We start from the raw sequence: 15,183 nt of genomic DNA on the forward strand, positions 1-15,183 counted from the left end.
TCCGTGATGAATCTTTTGAACGGGCCTCAGCCCTTGACCGCGCCGGCCGTCAGCCCGCGCACGAAGTACTTGCCGGCCACCACGTAGACGAACAGCGTCGGCAGCGCGGCGATGATCGCGGCGGCCATGTCCACGTTGTATTCCTTGACGCCGGTGCTGGTGTTGACGAGGTTGTTCAGCGCCACCGTGATCGGCTGACGCTCGCCCGACGAGAACACCACGCCAAACAGAAAGTCGTTCCACACCTGGGTGAACTGCCAGATCACGCTCACCACGAAGATGGGCACCGACAGCGGCAGGATGATGCGGCGGAAGATCAGGAAGAAGCCCGCGCCGTCGATCTTGGCCGCCTTCACCAGCTCGTCGGGCAGGGTCACGTAGTAGTTGCGGAAGAACAGCGTCGTGAACGCCAGGCCGTAGACGACGTGCACGAAGATCAGCCCGGTCGTGGTGTTGGCCAGCCCCAGCAGCCCGAGCGTGCGGGCCATCGGCAGCAGCACCACCTGAAACGGAATGAAGCAGCCGATCATCAGCAGGCCGAACAGCGTGTCGCTGCCGCGAAAGCGCCACATCGTCAGCACGTAGCCGTTGAATGCGCCGAGCAGTGTGGAGATGAGCACCGACGGCACGACGAAGCTCATCGAGTTCCAGAAGTAGCCGCGCATGCCGTCGCAGGTGCTGCCGGTGCAGGCGCCCGACCAAGCCTTTTCCCAGGCGTAGAAGCTGAGCTGCTGCGGCAGCGACAGCAGATTGCCGGCGCGGATTTCCTCGCTCGTCTTGAACGAGGTGGTCAGCATCACGAACAGCGGCGCGAGGTAGTAGCAGCACACCGCCGCGAGCGCGGCGTACACGACGAACCGGCCCCAGCCGGGAGCGCCCGGCGGGCGCGATGCGGAAAGTTCAGCCACGGCGCGCGCTCCTGAGTTCGGAAACCATGAAGGGCACGATCACCGCCACCACGATCATGAGCATGACCATCGCGCTCGATGCGCCAAGGCCGATCTGGTTGCGCGTGAACGCATAGGTGTACATGAAGGTGGCCGGCAGATCGCTGCTGTAGCCGGGGCCGCCGTTGGTGAGCGCCATCACCAGGTCGAAGCTCTTGATCGCGATGTGCGCCAGGATCATGAAGCTAGAGAAGAACACCGGCCGCAGGCTCGGGATGACGATGCGGCGGTAGATGGTCGGTAGCGAGGCGCCGTCGACCTGGGCCGCCTTGATGATCGAATCGTCGATGCCGCGCAGGCCCGCAAGAAACAGCGCCATCACGAAGCCCGACGACTGCCAGACGCCGGCGATCACCACCGTGTAGATCGAGAAGTCGGGATCGATGATCCAGTCGAACTTGACGCCGTGAAAGCCCCAGTCGGTCAGCACCTTCTCCACGCCGAACTCGGGATTGAGAATCCACTTCCACGCCGTGCCGGTGACGATGAAGGACAGCGCCATCGGGTAGAGGTAGACCGAGCGGATGAAGCCTTCGGCGCGCACCTTCTGGTCGAGCAGCACCGCCAGCAGCAGCCCCACCGCCATGCAGATGACGATGAACAGCCCGCCGAAGATGGCGAGGTTCTTGAGCGCCAGCCACCAGCGCTCGTTGGCGAACAGCGCCTCGTACTGGCTCAGGCCGGCCCATTCGTAGCGCGGCATCAGCCGCGACGGCGTGAACGACAGCACCGCCGTCCAGGCGATGTAGCCGTAGATGAACAGCAGCGTGCACACGAAGGTGGGCGCAAGCACGATCTTGGGAAGCCAGCCGGCCAGCGTGTCGCAGAAGCGGCAGCGCGGCGGAGCCGGCGTTCGGGCAGTGACGACAGGCGTCATGGTGAGGTCCATGCGGCGCACTCCACGGAGAACCGCGCGGAGCGCGCGGGGTTGACGGAAACCGCCGCGCCGGCCGCGACAACGGCGGCCAGGATTGCAACTTGCGGGCGGTAGCGAATGACCGTTATTGTAGTTTGACTACTTTCTTCGAGCCAGACGCCAAGCCGCGAAAACCGGGGATTTCATCCCGGGGAAAACCCTTGCAAGCGCTCCTTTCTCCTGAGAAAAGTGGAAAAACCCGGCAGGCGCGGCGCTTGTCGCTGCAAGCGCTGTCGATGATCCGATCGAATCTTCAAGCACCGGCCGCGTATTTATGTTGTTTGACTACATGCATCACAGCCCGTCGAGGATGGCGCGGCGCTTGTCGCGATATTCCTCGTCGCTGATGAGCTTGCGTTCGCGCAGCCGGTCGAGCGTGCGCAGGCGCTGCTCGATGCGGTCGGCGTCGGTGGCGGCCGGCGCAGCGGGTGCTGCTGCGGGCTGCGCCGGAACGGGCCGCGGCGCGGCGCTGGCATCGACGGCGCGCGGCGCGACAGCTGGCGGCGCAGGTGGCGTCGGGGCGGGCGCCGCAGCGGCTGGCGCGACCGCCGCCGGCTGCGCCACCGCGCATCCCGGCAGCGCAAAGCTCAGCCAGTCCTTGCGCGCGGCGTCCGGCCGCGCGAGCCCGGCGCCATCGAGCTCGGTGAACTTGTCGAGCGGCGCCTGCCGCGCGCCGGGCGTGAACGGCCGCAGATAGCCCGACACCCTCACCTCCTGCTCGAAGCCGTACTGCACCAGCCCGGCGATGTAGTTGAACTGCCCGCCGCGCACGAACACCCGCGCGCTGTTGGTCGACAGCCCGAGATAGCGCCCGAGCTGCCCGCGCCGCGCACTGCTGGCGATGGCGATGTCCTCGTCGGGCCGGGCACGACCGAGCGCCTCGATCAGCGGCGGCAGCAGCGCATCGAGCTCGGCGCCGGTGTAGAGCGGCCGGTCGCCGAACAGCGCGCCGCGCGCCACGATGGCGCCGAGCTTTTCCTTGAGCGCGGTCGCATCCGGCTTGCACGCGGGCGGCGCGTCGTTGGGCGCCGCGCCCGGTTCCAGCCGCTCCACGCGCACGAAGGAATAGGCGGTGCGCTGCACGTAGTAGCGCACGTCGGGATTGCTGCCCTCGCCGCCCGCGACCGTCTGGTTCGGGAAGGCGGCGGTGATGTCGGGTTCGGGCGCGGCGGTGCGCTGGCTGGCGCAGCCGGCGAGCGCCAGGGCCACGGCAAGCGCGGGGATTCGCATCTGCATCGTCTATCTCCTGTGCGAAGGCGTCATCGTCGCGGCGCCGGCCTCGGGCCGACACGCGGACTTGCCCCCGAAAACAAAAAAGGGAGCCCGCACTGGGCTCCCGAAGATCAAGACCGTCTAGAGAGGCAAGTCTTGAGGCAAAGCCGATGACGGCCGGCGGTCAGAACCAGGTCTCGAACTGCGCGCCGACCGTGGTGCCGCTGGTCGACGTGGCATAGGCGCTGGTACCGGTGAGGCCCTTGGCGCCGCCGAGCGTGTTGGCCGCGTCGTTCCACTTGGCGAAGGTGGCAAACAGCCGCAGCTCGGGCCGCTTGAAGAAGCCCGGGCCCGGACGCAGCACGATCGGCGCGACCGTCAGCTTGGTGAGGTTGGCGCTCTTGCCGTCGGCGGCGCTGCCGGTGCCGTCGATCTTCACGCGGTCGAAGCCCAGCTCGATGGCCGACGCGGCGTACTGCGACCACTGGTAGATCGGCCGCACGCCGAACGACATCCAGCTGCGCGTGGCGTTCTCGATGCCCTGGAAGTTGCTGTCCTTCTGATAGAGCGCGAGACCGTTGAGCGCGATTTCCGTCACCGGCTGCACGACGATGTTGTCGAGCACGCGCCAGGCCTTGGGGCTGGCGGCGGTGGTCGGCACAAAGCCATAGGCACCGGGGTCGCCGGTGTTGAGATTGGCGCCGGCATCCTTGCCGTACTGCACGACAAACTTGTTGGCGCCGCCGGCCACCTTGGTCTGGGTGTGCTCCAGCGTCATCGACCAGCCGCTCTTGATGCGCGCGGCCTCGGGCGTGGTGTCGGCCTTGTCCTGACTGCGGATGTCGAAGGCGGCTTCGAGCAGGCCGTCCGGGTTCACCGGAATCTTGCTCCAGCGCACGTCGAAGGTGGTGCCGGTCGGGCTGGTGGTCGGGTCGAAGCTGCTGGCGCTGGTCTGGCTGCGCAGCAGGGCCACGCTCAGCTTGCCGGTGCCGATGTCGAGGTTCTCCATGCCGGCGCCCTGGCCGCGCGAGCCGATGTAGAAGAAGTCGTTGATGTGCACGTCATGGCGCTGGTAGTAGCGCCGGCCGACCCAGAAGGTGGCGGTCTTGATAGCACCGTCGCCCACGCCGGTCACGCCGACCCAGTTCTGGCGCAGGTCCCAGCCGATCGGCTGGGCGCCGCTCACGCTGCCGTTGTTCTGCGAGCCGTCGTTGTAGTAGCCGAACATCACGTCGTAGACGAACTTGGGGCCGTCGGCCACTTCGTAGACGTTGGCCAGCATCTCGAATTCGCCATAGGTGCCGCACTCGTTGCCGAAGCGGTACTTGCTCACGCCGGCCAGGCCGAAGCACACCTGATCGCCGCCCTTGTTGGCGGTGGCAAAACCCGAGCGCGCATAGCCCTTGAACTGGAACGGCGCCGGCGCGTCGTCGGCCACGGCGGGCGCGACCGCGCCCAGGGCGCCAAGACCGACGATGGCCGCGACCAGCGGCAGCTTGCGGATGCGGGAAAGATTCATTTGAAGCTCCTGATTGGCGCGGCGACGGCGCAAGCGCGCCCCTCGACCGCGCTGTCGGTCGATTTCTGCTGGGAATGGGCAAGGCTCTGCCGCCCGGCGAGCCCGTGGGCCCGGCCGGCACGGCGGGAGAGCGGGGCTTACTTGGTCTTGGCGGCGGCGGCGAGCTTGGTGGCAGCTTCGGCCGGCGTCATCGACGTGCTGTGGAAGAACTGCGTCACCACGTCCTGCATCGCGCCTTGCGTGGACTCGGGCACGGCCATCTTGTGGGCGATGGTCGGCACCAGCGTGCCGGCCTTGGCATCGGCGGCAAAGTCGGCGGCCGACTTCTTGGCGCAATCGTCGAACTTGCTCAGATCGACGCCCGAGCGCACCGGGATCGAGCCCTTGTTCAGGTTGAACACGGTCTGGAATTCGGGGCTCATGACGGCGCTTGCAAAGTCGGCGGCAGCCTTCTTCGCGTCGGCGCCCGGCTTGTTGAAGATGACGAAGCTGTCGATGTTGAAGGTGAAGGCGTTGGCCGTGCCCGGTGCGGCCACGCACACATAGTCCTTGCCCGGAACCTTGCCGGCGGCGGTGAACTCGCCCTTGGCCCAGTCGCCCATGAACTGCATCGCCGCCTTGCCGCTGATGACCATGCCGGTCGCCAGATTCCAGTCGCGCGTGGCCGAATCCTTGTCGATGTACTTGCGCACCACCGCCAACGTCTCGAAGGCCTTGACCGTGGTCGGCCCCTTGAGCGTCGCGTCGTCGAGCTGGACGAAGGCCTTCTTGTAGTACTCGGCGCCACCCAGGCCGAGGGCGATGCTCTCGAAGGTGGTGAAGTCCTGCCAGGGCTGGCCGCCGTGGGCCACGGGGATGAAGCCGGCCTTCTGGATCTTCTCGGCCGCGACGGCGAATTCATCCCAGTTGGTCGGGATGGTGGCGCCGGCCTTCTTGAACACCTCCGGGTTGGCCCACATCCAGTTCACGCGGTGCACATTGACCGGCGCGGCGACGTAGTGGCCCTTGTATTTCATGATGTTGGCGACCACCGGCGGCAGCAGGCTGTCCCAGCCACCGGCCTTGGCGGTGTCGTCGATGTTGGCCAGCACGCCCTCGGCGCCCCATTCCTGGATGCTCGGCCCCTTGATCTGCGCGGCAGTCGGCGGATTGCCCGACACGATGCGCGACTTGATCACCGTGGCCGCGTTGTCGCCGCCACCGCCAGCCACGGCCACGTCCTTCCACTTGTTGCCCTTGGCCTCGACCATCTTCTTGAGTTCGGCGGCCGACTTGGCCTCGCCGCCGGAAGTCCACCAGTGCAGCACTTCGACATCGGCGGCCTGGGCCTTGGCGGCCAGCAGCGCGAACGCGACGAACGCGGCAGTGCCCGCCGTCCTGAGCTTGAAATCCATGTCTTCTCCTCGTTGGTAGACGGGCGACTGCTGCCGCCTCGATGCCGAACCAGTCGGCGGCGCTGAGTGTAGTTCGCCTACATTTGCGCCGACAACAGCGGCGTCGCGCAAAACTGCCCGATCCCAGCTCCGCCCTGGGAAGAGATGCATCACACCCAGGGAAAGTCCTGATGAGCAAGCTGCAACGCAAGACTCGTTCGATGCATTTCGGCATCGAAGCAGGACCGACCGCCGAATTTCCCGGCTTACATGACTCGTTGTTTTACTACATACTCGTCAGCAATCGATTCCGTCGGCAACGTCCTCCGGGCACCCGGCGGTTCGCGGCATGATTGGCTGTCCCTTCACCGTCCATCGGCCTTCCAGCGAATTCCCATGAGCATCGACTTCCACGACTTCACCGATACCGCCAGCCTCGACGCCGCGCTGGCCGACTTCATCACCGACCGCCTGACCGCCGGCCTCGGCGCCCGTGGCCGCGCCAGCCTCGTGGTCTCGGGCGGCCGCACGCCGCGCGGCCTGTTCACCCGGCTGTCGCAGGCCGATCTCGACTGGTCGAAGATCGACATCACCCTGGCCGACGAGCGCTGGGTGCCGCCCGACCATGCCGACAGCAACGAGCGCAGCGTGCGCGAGGCGCTGCTGATCGGCCGCGCCGCCGCAGCGCGCTTCCTGTCGCCCTATGACGGTTCGGTCACGGCCGAGGAAGGCTGCGCCGCCTGGCGCGCCGGGCTGGCCAGCTTCGCGCGGCCGTTCGACGTGCTGATCCTCGGCATGGGCAACGACGGCCACACCGCCTCGCTGTTCCCCGATGCGGCCGAACTCGGCGCCGGCCTCGATCCGGCCAACGATGCCGACTGCCTCGCCGTCCATCCCACGCTGGCGCCGCATGCGCGCATCTCGCTGACCCGGCGCCGCCTGCTCGACAGCCGCACGCTGGTGCTGCATGTCACCGGCGCCGACAAGCGCGAGCTGCTCGACCGCGTGCTGGCCGCCGGTCCGGTCGCCGAATTCCCGATCCGCCTCGCCCTTCATCAAGACGACGTTCCACTCCATGTCTTCCGCACCTGACAGCTGGCCGCGCCTCGTCGGCGACATCGGCGGCACCAACGCCCGCTTTGCGCTCATCGAAGCGCCGGGCGCGCCGATCGCCGCCGCGCGCACCCTGGCCTGCGCCGATCACGCCGATCCGCGCGCCGCCATCGAGCGCTATCTGGCCGAGGGCGGGCTGCCGCGCCCGCGCGTCGCCGCCATCGGCATCGCCAATCCGATCACCGGCGATCGGGTGCAGATGACCAATCATCACTGGCGCTTTTCCATCGCCGACTTGCAGCGCGACCTGGGGCTGGCGCGGCTGCGCTTCCTCAACGACTTCACCGCGCTGGCGCTGGCCCTGCCCACGCTCGAAGCGCAGGAGCTGGTGCAGGTCGGCGGCGGCACGGCGGCGCCAAGCGCGGCGCTCGGCCTGCTCGGTGCCGGCACCGGGCTCGGCATCTCGGGCCTGGTGCCGCATGGCGAACGCTGGGTGCCGCTCGAAGGCGAAGGCGGGCATGTGACGCTCGCCGCCTTCGATGCGCGCGAAGCCGCCGTCATCGATGCGCTGGCGCGCCGCTACGGCCATGTGTCGGCCGAGCGCGTGCTGTCGGGCCCCGGCATCGCCGCGCTGCATGCCGCGCTCGCCGAGGTGGACGGCCGCGCGCCCGACGGCCTGAACGCCGCCGAGATCACCGGCCGCGCGCTCGACGCGAGCTGCAGGTTCTGCGCCCAAACCGTCGATGTGTTCTGCGCCATGCTCGGCACGGTGGCGGCCGACCTCGCGCTCACGCTTGGCGCGCGCGGCGGCATCTACATCGGCGGCGGCATCGTGCCGCGGCTCGGCGCGCGCTTCGCGGCCTCGCCGTTTCGTGCCCGCTTCGAGGACAAGGGCCGCTTCGGCGACTACCTGGCGCGGATTCCGGTCTGGGTCATCCATGCCGACTATCCGGCGCTGCGCGGCGCGGCGCGCGCGCTCGACGACTGAGGCGGCCGAGCGTCGCGCCCGTCCCAGCCCGGCGCGCACGCTGGCCGCACGGGCCGGCTAGCATCGCCGCATGACGCCCGACCGCCCGCCCCGCCCCGCCGACTTCCCGCTCGTGACCGCACGCCTGCTGCTGGTCGCGCCCGACCCGCTCGATGCGCCGGCCCATGCCGACTACCACCGGCGCAACCGCGCGCATCACGCCGCCACCAGCCCGCTGCGGCCCGAGGCCTGGACCACCGAGCTGCACTGGCGCGTCACCCTCGGCCGCCAGCGCGACGAACTGCGCGCCGGCAGCGACATCGCGCTCGCGCTGCGCCTGCGCGCCGATCCCGACGGCCCCATCGTCGGCCAGTGCACCTTCAGCAATCTGGTGCGCGGCGTGTTCCAGGCCTGCCATCTCGGCTACTCGCTCGACCATGCCCACACCGGCCAGGGCTACATGACCGAGGCGCTCGACGCCGCCATCGGCTACTGCTTCGACCGCCTGGGCCTGCACCGCGTGATGGCCAACCATCTGCCCGAAAACGAGGCTAGCGCCCGCGTGCTGGCGCGGCTCGGCTTCGAGCGCGAAGGCTATGCGCGCGACTACCTCCAGATCGCCGGCCGCTGGCGCGACCATGTGCTGACGGCGCGCATCAACCGCGCCGGCGACGGCAACCCAGCAGCGGATGCCGACGCGCGCAAGCCCGGAGCCTTTGGTCCCGATTCCTGAAGCGCGGCTCGGACCGCCGGCGGCGCGGGCACAATCCAGGAAATTTCGTGACAAACATCACGAAAATCGCGTCACAGAACGCTCCCCATCACTGCCAGGAAAGTCCGTCCGCCATGCAAACCGTCCGCCGCTTCAGTCCGCTCCCGCTCATCCTCGCCGCCAGCCTCGGGCTCGGCGGCGGCCTTGTCGGCTGCGACAAGGTCAAGGAAAAGGCCAGCGAGAAACTGACCGAAAAGATGATCGAATCGGCGATCGAGAAGGACGGCGGCAAGGCCAAGGTCGATCTGTCGAACGGCACGGTGCGCACCACCTTCACCGACGAGAAGGGCCAGCAGTCCACCTATGAAATGGGCGGCGCCAAGATCAGCGAACAGGACTTCGGCCTGGCCTTCTATCCCGGTGCCGAGCCCGGCAAGGACGGCAGCACCCGCATGGCCAGCGCCGAAGGCGAGATGCTGATGGTCACGCTCAAGACCGCCGACACGCCGGCCAAGGTCGCCGCCTTCTACCGCGACAAGCTGCGCGCCGCGGCCAAGGGCCGGCAGTTCGTCGACATGGTTGAAGGCAACGGCGACGCGCTGCTGATGATTGCCGACGACAAGGACGGCATGCAGGTCTCGGTCAAGGCGCTCGAAGAAGGCGGCAGCGAGATCACGATGAGCACCCAGCATCGCAAGCCCGGCGCGAGCTGAGACGCGAGCCGCCGTGTGCCGCGTAGTCCGCCATTTGCTTGCCGCGCTGGCACTGCTTGGCGCCGGCGCGGCGCAGGCCAATCAGGTCGGCGCCTTCCAGTGCGACGGCGGCCTGGTCGACATCGGCGATTCGGTGCTGACGGTGCAGCGCAAGTGCGGCGCGCCGGCCTATGCCCAGCGCCGCGATGTCGGCATCGAGGCCGTCGACCGCTTCGGCTGGGTGCGCATCATCGGCAGCGTCACGGTCGACGACTGGCTCTACAACCTCGGCCCCACGCGCTTTCAGGTGCGCGTGCTGCTGCGCGACGGCAGGGTCTGGCGCATCGAAAGCCTGGACGAGCGCGGCTTCTGACGCGGCGCTACTTGGGCTGCCCGACCGTCACCGGCTTGGCGCCGAGCGTGCGCACCAGCTCGGCCGGGTCGATGCTCACGAGAAAGCCGCGCCGCCCGCCGTTGATGTAGATGCGCGGCAGCCCGAGGATGGTTTCCTCGACGAACACCGGCATCGTCTTCTTCGTGCCGAACGGCGAGGTGCCGCCGACCAGATAGCCGCTGTGCCGGTTGGCGGTCTCGGGCGTGCAGGGCTCGATGGACTTGACGCCCGCCGCGCGCGCCAGCGCCTTGGTCGAGACCGTGTGCGTGCCATGCATCAGCACGATCAGCGGCTGCTTCTTCTCGTCCTGCATCACCAGCGTCTTGATGACGCTGTACTCGTCCGCGCCCAGTTCGCGCGCCGACACGCTGGTGCCGCCGTGCTCTTCGTAGGCATACGGGTGCGGCTCGAAGGCGACGCCGTGCTTCTTGAGGAAGAGCGTCGCCTGGGTTTCGGCGCTGCCGGTCTTGTCCTTGGCCATGTCGTGTCTCGTCGCGTCAGCCGCGCGGATGGTGGCGCGCATGCAGCTCGCGCAGCCGCTCGCGCGCAACGTGCGTGTAAATCTGCGTGGTGCCGATGTCGGCATGGCCGAGCAGCAGCTGCACCACGCGCAGGTCGGCACCGTGATTGAGCAGATGGGTTGCAAACGCATGCCGCAGCGTGTGCGGCGACAGCGGCACCGTGATACCCGCCGTGACCGCATGCCGCTTGGTCAGCACCCAGAACATCTGGCGCGTCATCGCCTCGCCGCGCCCGGTGATGAACAGGTCGTCGCTCTGGCGCGCGCCGAGCAGCAGCGGCCGCGCTCCGGCCAGATAGCGCTCCAGCCAGTCCACCGCCAGCTCGCCGAGCGGCACCAGCCGTTCGCGCGCGCCCTTGCCCACCACGCGCAGCACGCCTTCGGCCAGGCCGATCTCGAACAGCCGCAGGCCGACCAGTTCGCTCACGCGCAGGCCGGTCGCGTACATCACTTCGAGCATCGCGCGGTCGCGCAGGCCGAGCGGGGTGTCGACGTCGGGCGCATTCAGCAGCGCCTCGACCTGGGCTTCGCTCAGCGTGTTGGGAAAGCGCTGCGGCTGCTTGGCCGAGTCGATGTTGAGCGTGGGGTCGACCGGCATGTGGCGCTCGCGCACCGCCCAGCGGAAGAAGCTGCGCAGGCTGCTCAACCGCCGGTTGGCCGAGCTGGCCTTGCTGCCGGCAAAGCGCTCGACCAGCCAGGCCGACAGATCGGCCTCGGTCACGGCAGCGAGCGCGGTATCGCGGTCGGCAAGCCAGTCGACCAGCTGGCCCACATCGCTGCGATAGAACTTGAGCGTGCTGCGCGCCAGCCCCTGTTCGAGCCAGCACGCATCCATCCACGCATCGATGAGCGCAACCGCGTCGCTCATCGACCGCCCGTCACTTGAAGAACTCGCTGACGCGGTCCATCCAGCTCTTGGACTGCGGCGAATGCTTGGAGCCGCCAGCCGTCAGCGTCGCCTCGAAGTCGCGCAGGATCTGCTTCTGCTTGTCGGTGAGCTTGACCGGCGTCTCGATCGACACATGCACATACAGGTCGCCCGGATAGCCCGAGCGCACGCCCTTCACGCCCTTGCTGCGCAGCCGGAAGGTCTTGCCGCTCTGCGTGCCCTCGGGAATGGTGATCTCGGCCTTGCCGCCGAGCGTCGGCACCACCACGTCGCCACCGAGCGCCGCCGTGCTGAAGCTGATCGGAATCTGGCAATGCAGATCGTCGCCGTCGCGCTCGAACACGTTGTGCGGCTTGACGTGGATTTCCACGTACAGGTCGCCGGGCGGGCCGCCGTTCGGGCCCGGCTCGCCATTGCCGCTGGAGCGGATGCGCATGCCGTCGTCGATGCCGGCCGGCACCTTCACTTCGAGCGTCTTGGTCTTGCGGATGCGGCCGGCGCCGTCGCAGGTGACGCAGGGATCGGGCACCACCTTGCCGCTGCCGTGGCAGCGCGGGCAGGTCTGCTGGATGCTGAAGAAGCCCTGCTGCACCCGCACATTGCCCTGGCCCGAACAGGTCGGGCAGGTCTGCGGCTTGGTGCCCGGCTTGGCGCCGCTGCCCTTGCAGGTCTCGCACTCGACCCAGCTCGGCACCTTGATCGTGGTGTCGAAGCCGTTGGCCGCCTGCTCCAGCGTGATTTCCATCTGGTAGCGCAGGTCGGCGCCGCGAAACGAGCGCGCGCCCTGACCGCGCTGCCCCTGCGCACCGAAGATGTCGCCGAAGATGCCGCCGAACAGGTCGTCCAGACCCGCGCCGCCGGCACCGCCGCCAAAGCCGCCCTGGAAGCCGGCGCCGCCCGCATTCGGATCGACGCCCGCATGACCGTAGCGGTCGTAGGCGGCGCGCTTGTTCGCGTCGGACAGCATCTCGTAGGCCTCCTTGGCCTCCTTGAATTTGTCTTCCGCGCCCTTGTCGTCCGGATTGCGGTCGGGGTGGTACTTCATCGCGAGCTTGCGATAGGACTTCTTGATGTCCTCCTCGGAGGCGTTCTTCGCCACGCCGAGGATTTCGTAATAGTCGCGTTTGGCCATGATGTGAGAGCAGTTCGGGAACGGTTGTCGGCGATTCGGGTCGCGCCCGCGCGCAACCGGTCCTCAACACCAAAACGCCGCGTGAGGCGCGTGGGCAGGCTTGCCGGCCGGCCCGCGTCCGCACGCGGCACTCTGAAACGATGCGGCCGGCAAGGCTTCACCGGCCGCGCGCGGCGCGTCAGTCGCGCTTCACTTCCTTGAACTCGGCATCGACGATGTCGTCTTCCTTCGCGCCGGCGGCCTGGGCATCGGCAGTGCCGGCACCCGCGGCCGCCGCACCCGGCGTCGCCTGGGCGGCCTGGGCATCGGCATACATCTTCTCGCCCAGCTTCTGCGACGCCGCCACCAGCGCCTCGGTCTTGGCATCGATCTCGGCCTTGTCGTCCGACTTGAGCACGCCTTCCACATCCTTGATCGCGGCTTCGATCTTTTCCTTCTCGGCGGCGTCCAGCTTGTCGCCGTATTCGGTCAGCGACTTGCGCACGCTGTGCACCAGACCGTCGGCCTGATTGCGGGCCGTGGCCAGCTCGACGCGGCGATGGTCTTCTTCCTTGTTCGCCTCGGCGTCCTTGACCATTCGCTGGATCTCGTCCTCGTTGAGGCCCGAGTTCGCCTTGATGGTGATCTTGTTTTCCTTGCCCGTGCCCTTGTCCTTGGCGCTGACATGCAGGATGCCGTTGGCGTCGATGTCGAAGGTGACCTCGATCTGCGGCACGCCGCGCGGCGCCGGCGGGATGCCTTCGAGGTTGAACTCGCCCAGCGCCTTGTTGCCGCTGGCCAGCTCGCGCTCGCCCTGGTAGCACTTGATCGTCACCGCCGGCTGGTTGTCGTCGGCGGTGCTGAAGGTCTGGCTGAACTTGGTCGGGATGGTCGTGTTCTTCTGGATCATCTTGGTCATGACGCCACCCAGCGTCTCGATGCCCAGCGACAGCGGCGTCACGTCGAGCAGCAGCACGTCCTTGCGGTCGCCAGCCAGCACCGAACCCTGGATCGCGGCACCCACGGCCACGGCTTCGTCAGGGTTCACGTCGCGGCGCGGGTCCTGGCCGAAGAACTCCTTCACCTTTTCCTGCACCTTGGGCATGCGGGTCATGCCGCCGACCAGGATCACGTCATGGATGTCGCCGATCTTCACGCCGGCATCCTTGATCGCGATGCGGCAGGGCTCGATCGTGCGTTCGATCAGATCCTCGACCAGCGCTTCGAGCTTGGCGCGCGTGAGCTTGAGGTTCAGGTGCTTCGGGCCGGTGGCATCGGCCGTGATGTAGGGCAGGTTCAGCTCGGTCTGGCTCGACGACGACAGCTCGATCTTGGCCTTCTCGGCGGCTTCCTTCAGGCGCTGCAGCGCGAGCACGTCCTTGCTCAGGTCGACGCCCTGCTCCTTCTTGAACTCGGCGATGATGAAATCGATGATCCGCTGGTCGAAGTCTTCGCCGCCGAGGAAGGTGTCGCCGTTGGTCGACAGCACCTCGAACTGCTTCTCGCCGTCGACATCCGCGATCTCGATGATCGACACGTCGAAGGTGCCGCCACCCAGGTCATAGACGGCGATCTTGCGGTCGCCCTTCTCGTCCTTCTTGTCGAGGCCGAAGGCAAGCGCCGCGGCGGTCGGCTCGTTGATGATCCGCTTGACGTCCAGGCCGGCGATGCGGCCGGCGTCCTTGGTGGCCTGACGCTGGCTGTCGTTGAAATAGGCCGGCACCGTGATGACGGCTTCGGTCACTTCCTCGCCCAGGTAGTCCTCGGCGGTCTTCTTCATCTTGCGCAGCACTTCGGCGCTGATCTGCGGCGGCGCCAGCTTGTCGTTGCGCACGCCGACCCAGGCGTCGCCGTTGTCGGCCTTGACGATGGCATAGGGCATCAGGTTGATGTCCTTCTGCACTTCCTTTTCCTCGAAGCGGCGGCCGATCAGGCGCTTGACCGCGTAGAGGGTGTTCTTGGGATTGGTGACGGCCTGCCGCTTGGCCGAGGCGCCGACGAGGATTTCGCCGTCTTCCTGGTAGGCGATGATCGACGGCGTGGTGCGCGCGCCTTCCGAGTTCTCGATGACCTTGGGCTGGCCGCCTTCCATGATGGCGACGCACGAATTGGTCGTGCCCAGGTCGATACCGATGATCTTGCCCATGAACTTTCCTTTCTGGCGCCCGCCGCGTCTTGTGCGCCGGCCGGCGATGAATTGATCTGGAAGTGAGTTGGTTACGTTTTGCGCGGATTCAAGAGGCGGCGCTCAAGCGGCGCGGCGGTCGCCGTCGATCGGCGCCCGGCCAAGCCGGAATCACTTGGGTGCGGTCACCGACACCAGCGCCGGCCGCAGCACGCGGTCGGCAATCGAGTAACCCTTCTGCATCACCGACACCACGGTGTTCGGCTCCTGCTCGGCCGGCACCACGGCAATGGCCTGATGCTTGTGCGGATCGAACTTCTCGCCGACCGGGTTGATCGCGAACAGCTTGTTCTTCTCGAACGCCTGGGTCAGCTGGCGCAGCGTGATGTTCACGCCCTCGCGGTAGCTGTCGACGGTGGCGTTCTGCACCGCGAGCGCGGCTTCGAGCGAATCGGCCACGGCCAGCAGCGATTCGGCAAAGCTCTCGATGCCGAACTTGTGCGCCTTGGCAACGTCGTCCTGGGCCCGGCGGCGGATGTTCTCGGCATCGGCGCGGGCGCGCAGGAACAGCTCGGTCTGCTCGGCGGCCTTGGCCTGCGCGGCTTCGAGATCGCGCCGCAACTGGTCGATTTCGCTGTCGAGCGCGGTGCTGGCGGGTGTATCGGATTCGGTACGGTTGGGCGCCTCGGCAGACGGCGCGGCAGAGGTGGGGTCGAGTTCGGGCATCCCTGGGTCCAGTGAATTCGGTCGGTC

Annotated in this window: 16 protein-coding genes; 6 read left to right on the plus strand and 10 right to left on the minus strand. The window is 67.7% G+C overall.

All coding sequences use genetic code 11. The annotated features are described in order from the left end of the window. Positions 1-26: 26 nt before the first annotated feature. From B9P64_RS11550 to B9P64_RS11570, 5 genes are all read right to left on the minus strand, one after another. Positions 27-908, minus strand: coding sequence for a carbohydrate ABC transporter permease (locus tag B9P64_RS11550; RefSeq protein WP_085316398.1), 882 nt, complete (start codon positions 906-908; stop codon positions 27-29). After that, complete coding sequence (locus tag B9P64_RS11555; RefSeq protein ID WP_085316632.1) at positions 901-1,824, minus strand: carbohydrate ABC transporter permease; 924 nt, start codon at positions 1,822-1,824, stop codon at positions 901-903. Before B9P64_RS11555 ends, B9P64_RS11550 begins: the two co-directional genes overlap by 8 nt. 333 nt (positions 1,825-2,157) lie before the next feature. Beyond that, complete coding sequence (locus tag B9P64_RS25705) at positions 2,158-3,099, minus strand: SHOCT domain-containing protein (protein WP_085316399.1); 942 nt, start codon at positions 3,097-3,099, stop codon at positions 2,158-2,160. A 160-nt stretch (positions 3,100-3,259) separates the two neighbouring features. Then, positions 3,260-4,594, minus strand: a complete 1,335-nt coding sequence (locus B9P64_RS11565) for a maltoporin (protein ID WP_085316400.1) — start codon at positions 4,592-4,594, stop codon at positions 3,260-3,262. A gap of 137 nt (positions 4,595-4,731) precedes the next feature. Further along, complete coding sequence (locus tag B9P64_RS11570) at positions 4,732-5,988, minus strand: ABC transporter substrate-binding protein (RefSeq protein ID WP_085316401.1); 1,257 nt, start codon at positions 5,986-5,988, stop codon at positions 4,732-4,734. 170 nt (positions 5,989-6,158) lie between these two features. Between B9P64_RS11570 and B9P64_RS25710 the strand changes: the two genes are divergently transcribed. The 6 genes from B9P64_RS25710 to B9P64_RS11595 all read left to right on the plus strand — a co-directional run bounded on the left by B9P64_RS25710 (position 6,159) and on the right by B9P64_RS11595 (position 9,764). After that, complete coding sequence (locus B9P64_RS25710) at positions 6,159-6,320, plus strand: hypothetical protein (protein WP_176256810.1); 162 nt, start codon at positions 6,159-6,161, stop codon at positions 6,318-6,320. A 43-nt stretch (positions 6,321-6,363) separates the two neighbouring features. Further along, entirely contained in the window at positions 6,364-7,059 is a 696-nt protein-coding gene (gene pgl, locus B9P64_RS11575) for a 6-phosphogluconolactonase (RefSeq protein WP_085316402.1), read from the plus strand. Next, on the plus strand, positions 7,043-8,008 hold the full coding sequence (locus B9P64_RS11580) for a glucokinase (RefSeq protein ID WP_085316403.1): 966 nt from the start codon (positions 7,043-7,045) through the stop codon (positions 8,006-8,008). The genes pgl and B9P64_RS11580 overlap by 17 nt, the downstream gene beginning before the upstream one ends. 70 nt (positions 8,009-8,078) lie before the next feature. Further along, positions 8,079-8,720, plus strand: a complete 642-nt coding sequence (locus tag B9P64_RS11585; protein ID WP_085316404.1) for a GNAT family N-acetyltransferase — start codon at positions 8,079-8,081, stop codon at positions 8,718-8,720. Between the two features lie 113 nt (positions 8,721-8,833). Next, the gene (locus tag B9P64_RS11590; protein WP_085316405.1) at positions 8,834-9,412 is read left to right on the plus strand and encodes a hypothetical protein; all 579 of its coding nucleotides are present in this window, start codon (positions 8,834-8,836) and stop codon (positions 9,410-9,412) included. 13 nt (positions 9,413-9,425) lie between these two features. Next, a complete protein-coding gene (locus B9P64_RS11595) occupies positions 9,426-9,764 on the plus strand; it encodes a DUF2845 domain-containing protein (RefSeq protein ID WP_176256811.1) in 339 nt (112 codons plus the stop codon). A 7-nt stretch (positions 9,765-9,771) separates the two neighbouring features. Here B9P64_RS11595 and ybaK read toward each other — a convergent pair whose 3' ends face one another. The 5 genes from ybaK to grpE all read right to left on the minus strand — a co-directional run bounded on the left by ybaK (position 9,772) and on the right by grpE (position 15,156). Then, complete coding sequence (gene ybaK / locus B9P64_RS11600) at positions 9,772-10,266, minus strand: Cys-tRNA(Pro) deacylase (protein WP_085316407.1); 495 nt, start codon at positions 10,264-10,266, stop codon at positions 9,772-9,774. A gap of 16 nt (positions 10,267-10,282) precedes the next feature. Next, positions 10,283-11,173, minus strand: coding sequence for a site-specific tyrosine recombinase XerD (gene xerD, locus B9P64_RS11605; RefSeq protein WP_085316408.1), 891 nt, complete (start codon positions 11,171-11,173; stop codon positions 10,283-10,285). A gap of 10 nt (positions 11,174-11,183) precedes the next feature. Continuing rightward, entirely contained in the window at positions 11,184-12,326 is a 1,143-nt protein-coding gene (gene dnaJ / locus B9P64_RS11610) for a molecular chaperone DnaJ (RefSeq protein ID WP_085316409.1), read from the minus strand. A gap of 178 nt (positions 12,327-12,504) precedes the next feature. Then, positions 12,505-14,451 carry a molecular chaperone DnaK gene (gene dnaK, locus B9P64_RS11615; RefSeq protein WP_085316410.1) on the minus strand — a complete coding sequence of 649 codons (1,947 nt, stop codon included), beginning with the start codon at positions 14,449-14,451 and terminating at the stop codon, positions 12,505-12,507. A gap of 150 nt (positions 14,452-14,601) precedes the next feature. Then, positions 14,602-15,156, minus strand: coding sequence for a nucleotide exchange factor GrpE (grpE, locus tag B9P64_RS11620; RefSeq protein WP_085316411.1), 555 nt, complete (start codon positions 15,154-15,156; stop codon positions 14,602-14,604). Between the last annotated feature and the right edge of the window lie 27 nt (positions 15,157-15,183).

Source organism: Derxia lacustris (genome assembly GCF_002105195.1).
GTDB classification, from domain to species: domain Bacteria; phylum Pseudomonadota; class Gammaproteobacteria; order Burkholderiales; family Burkholderiaceae_E; genus Derxia; species Derxia lacustris.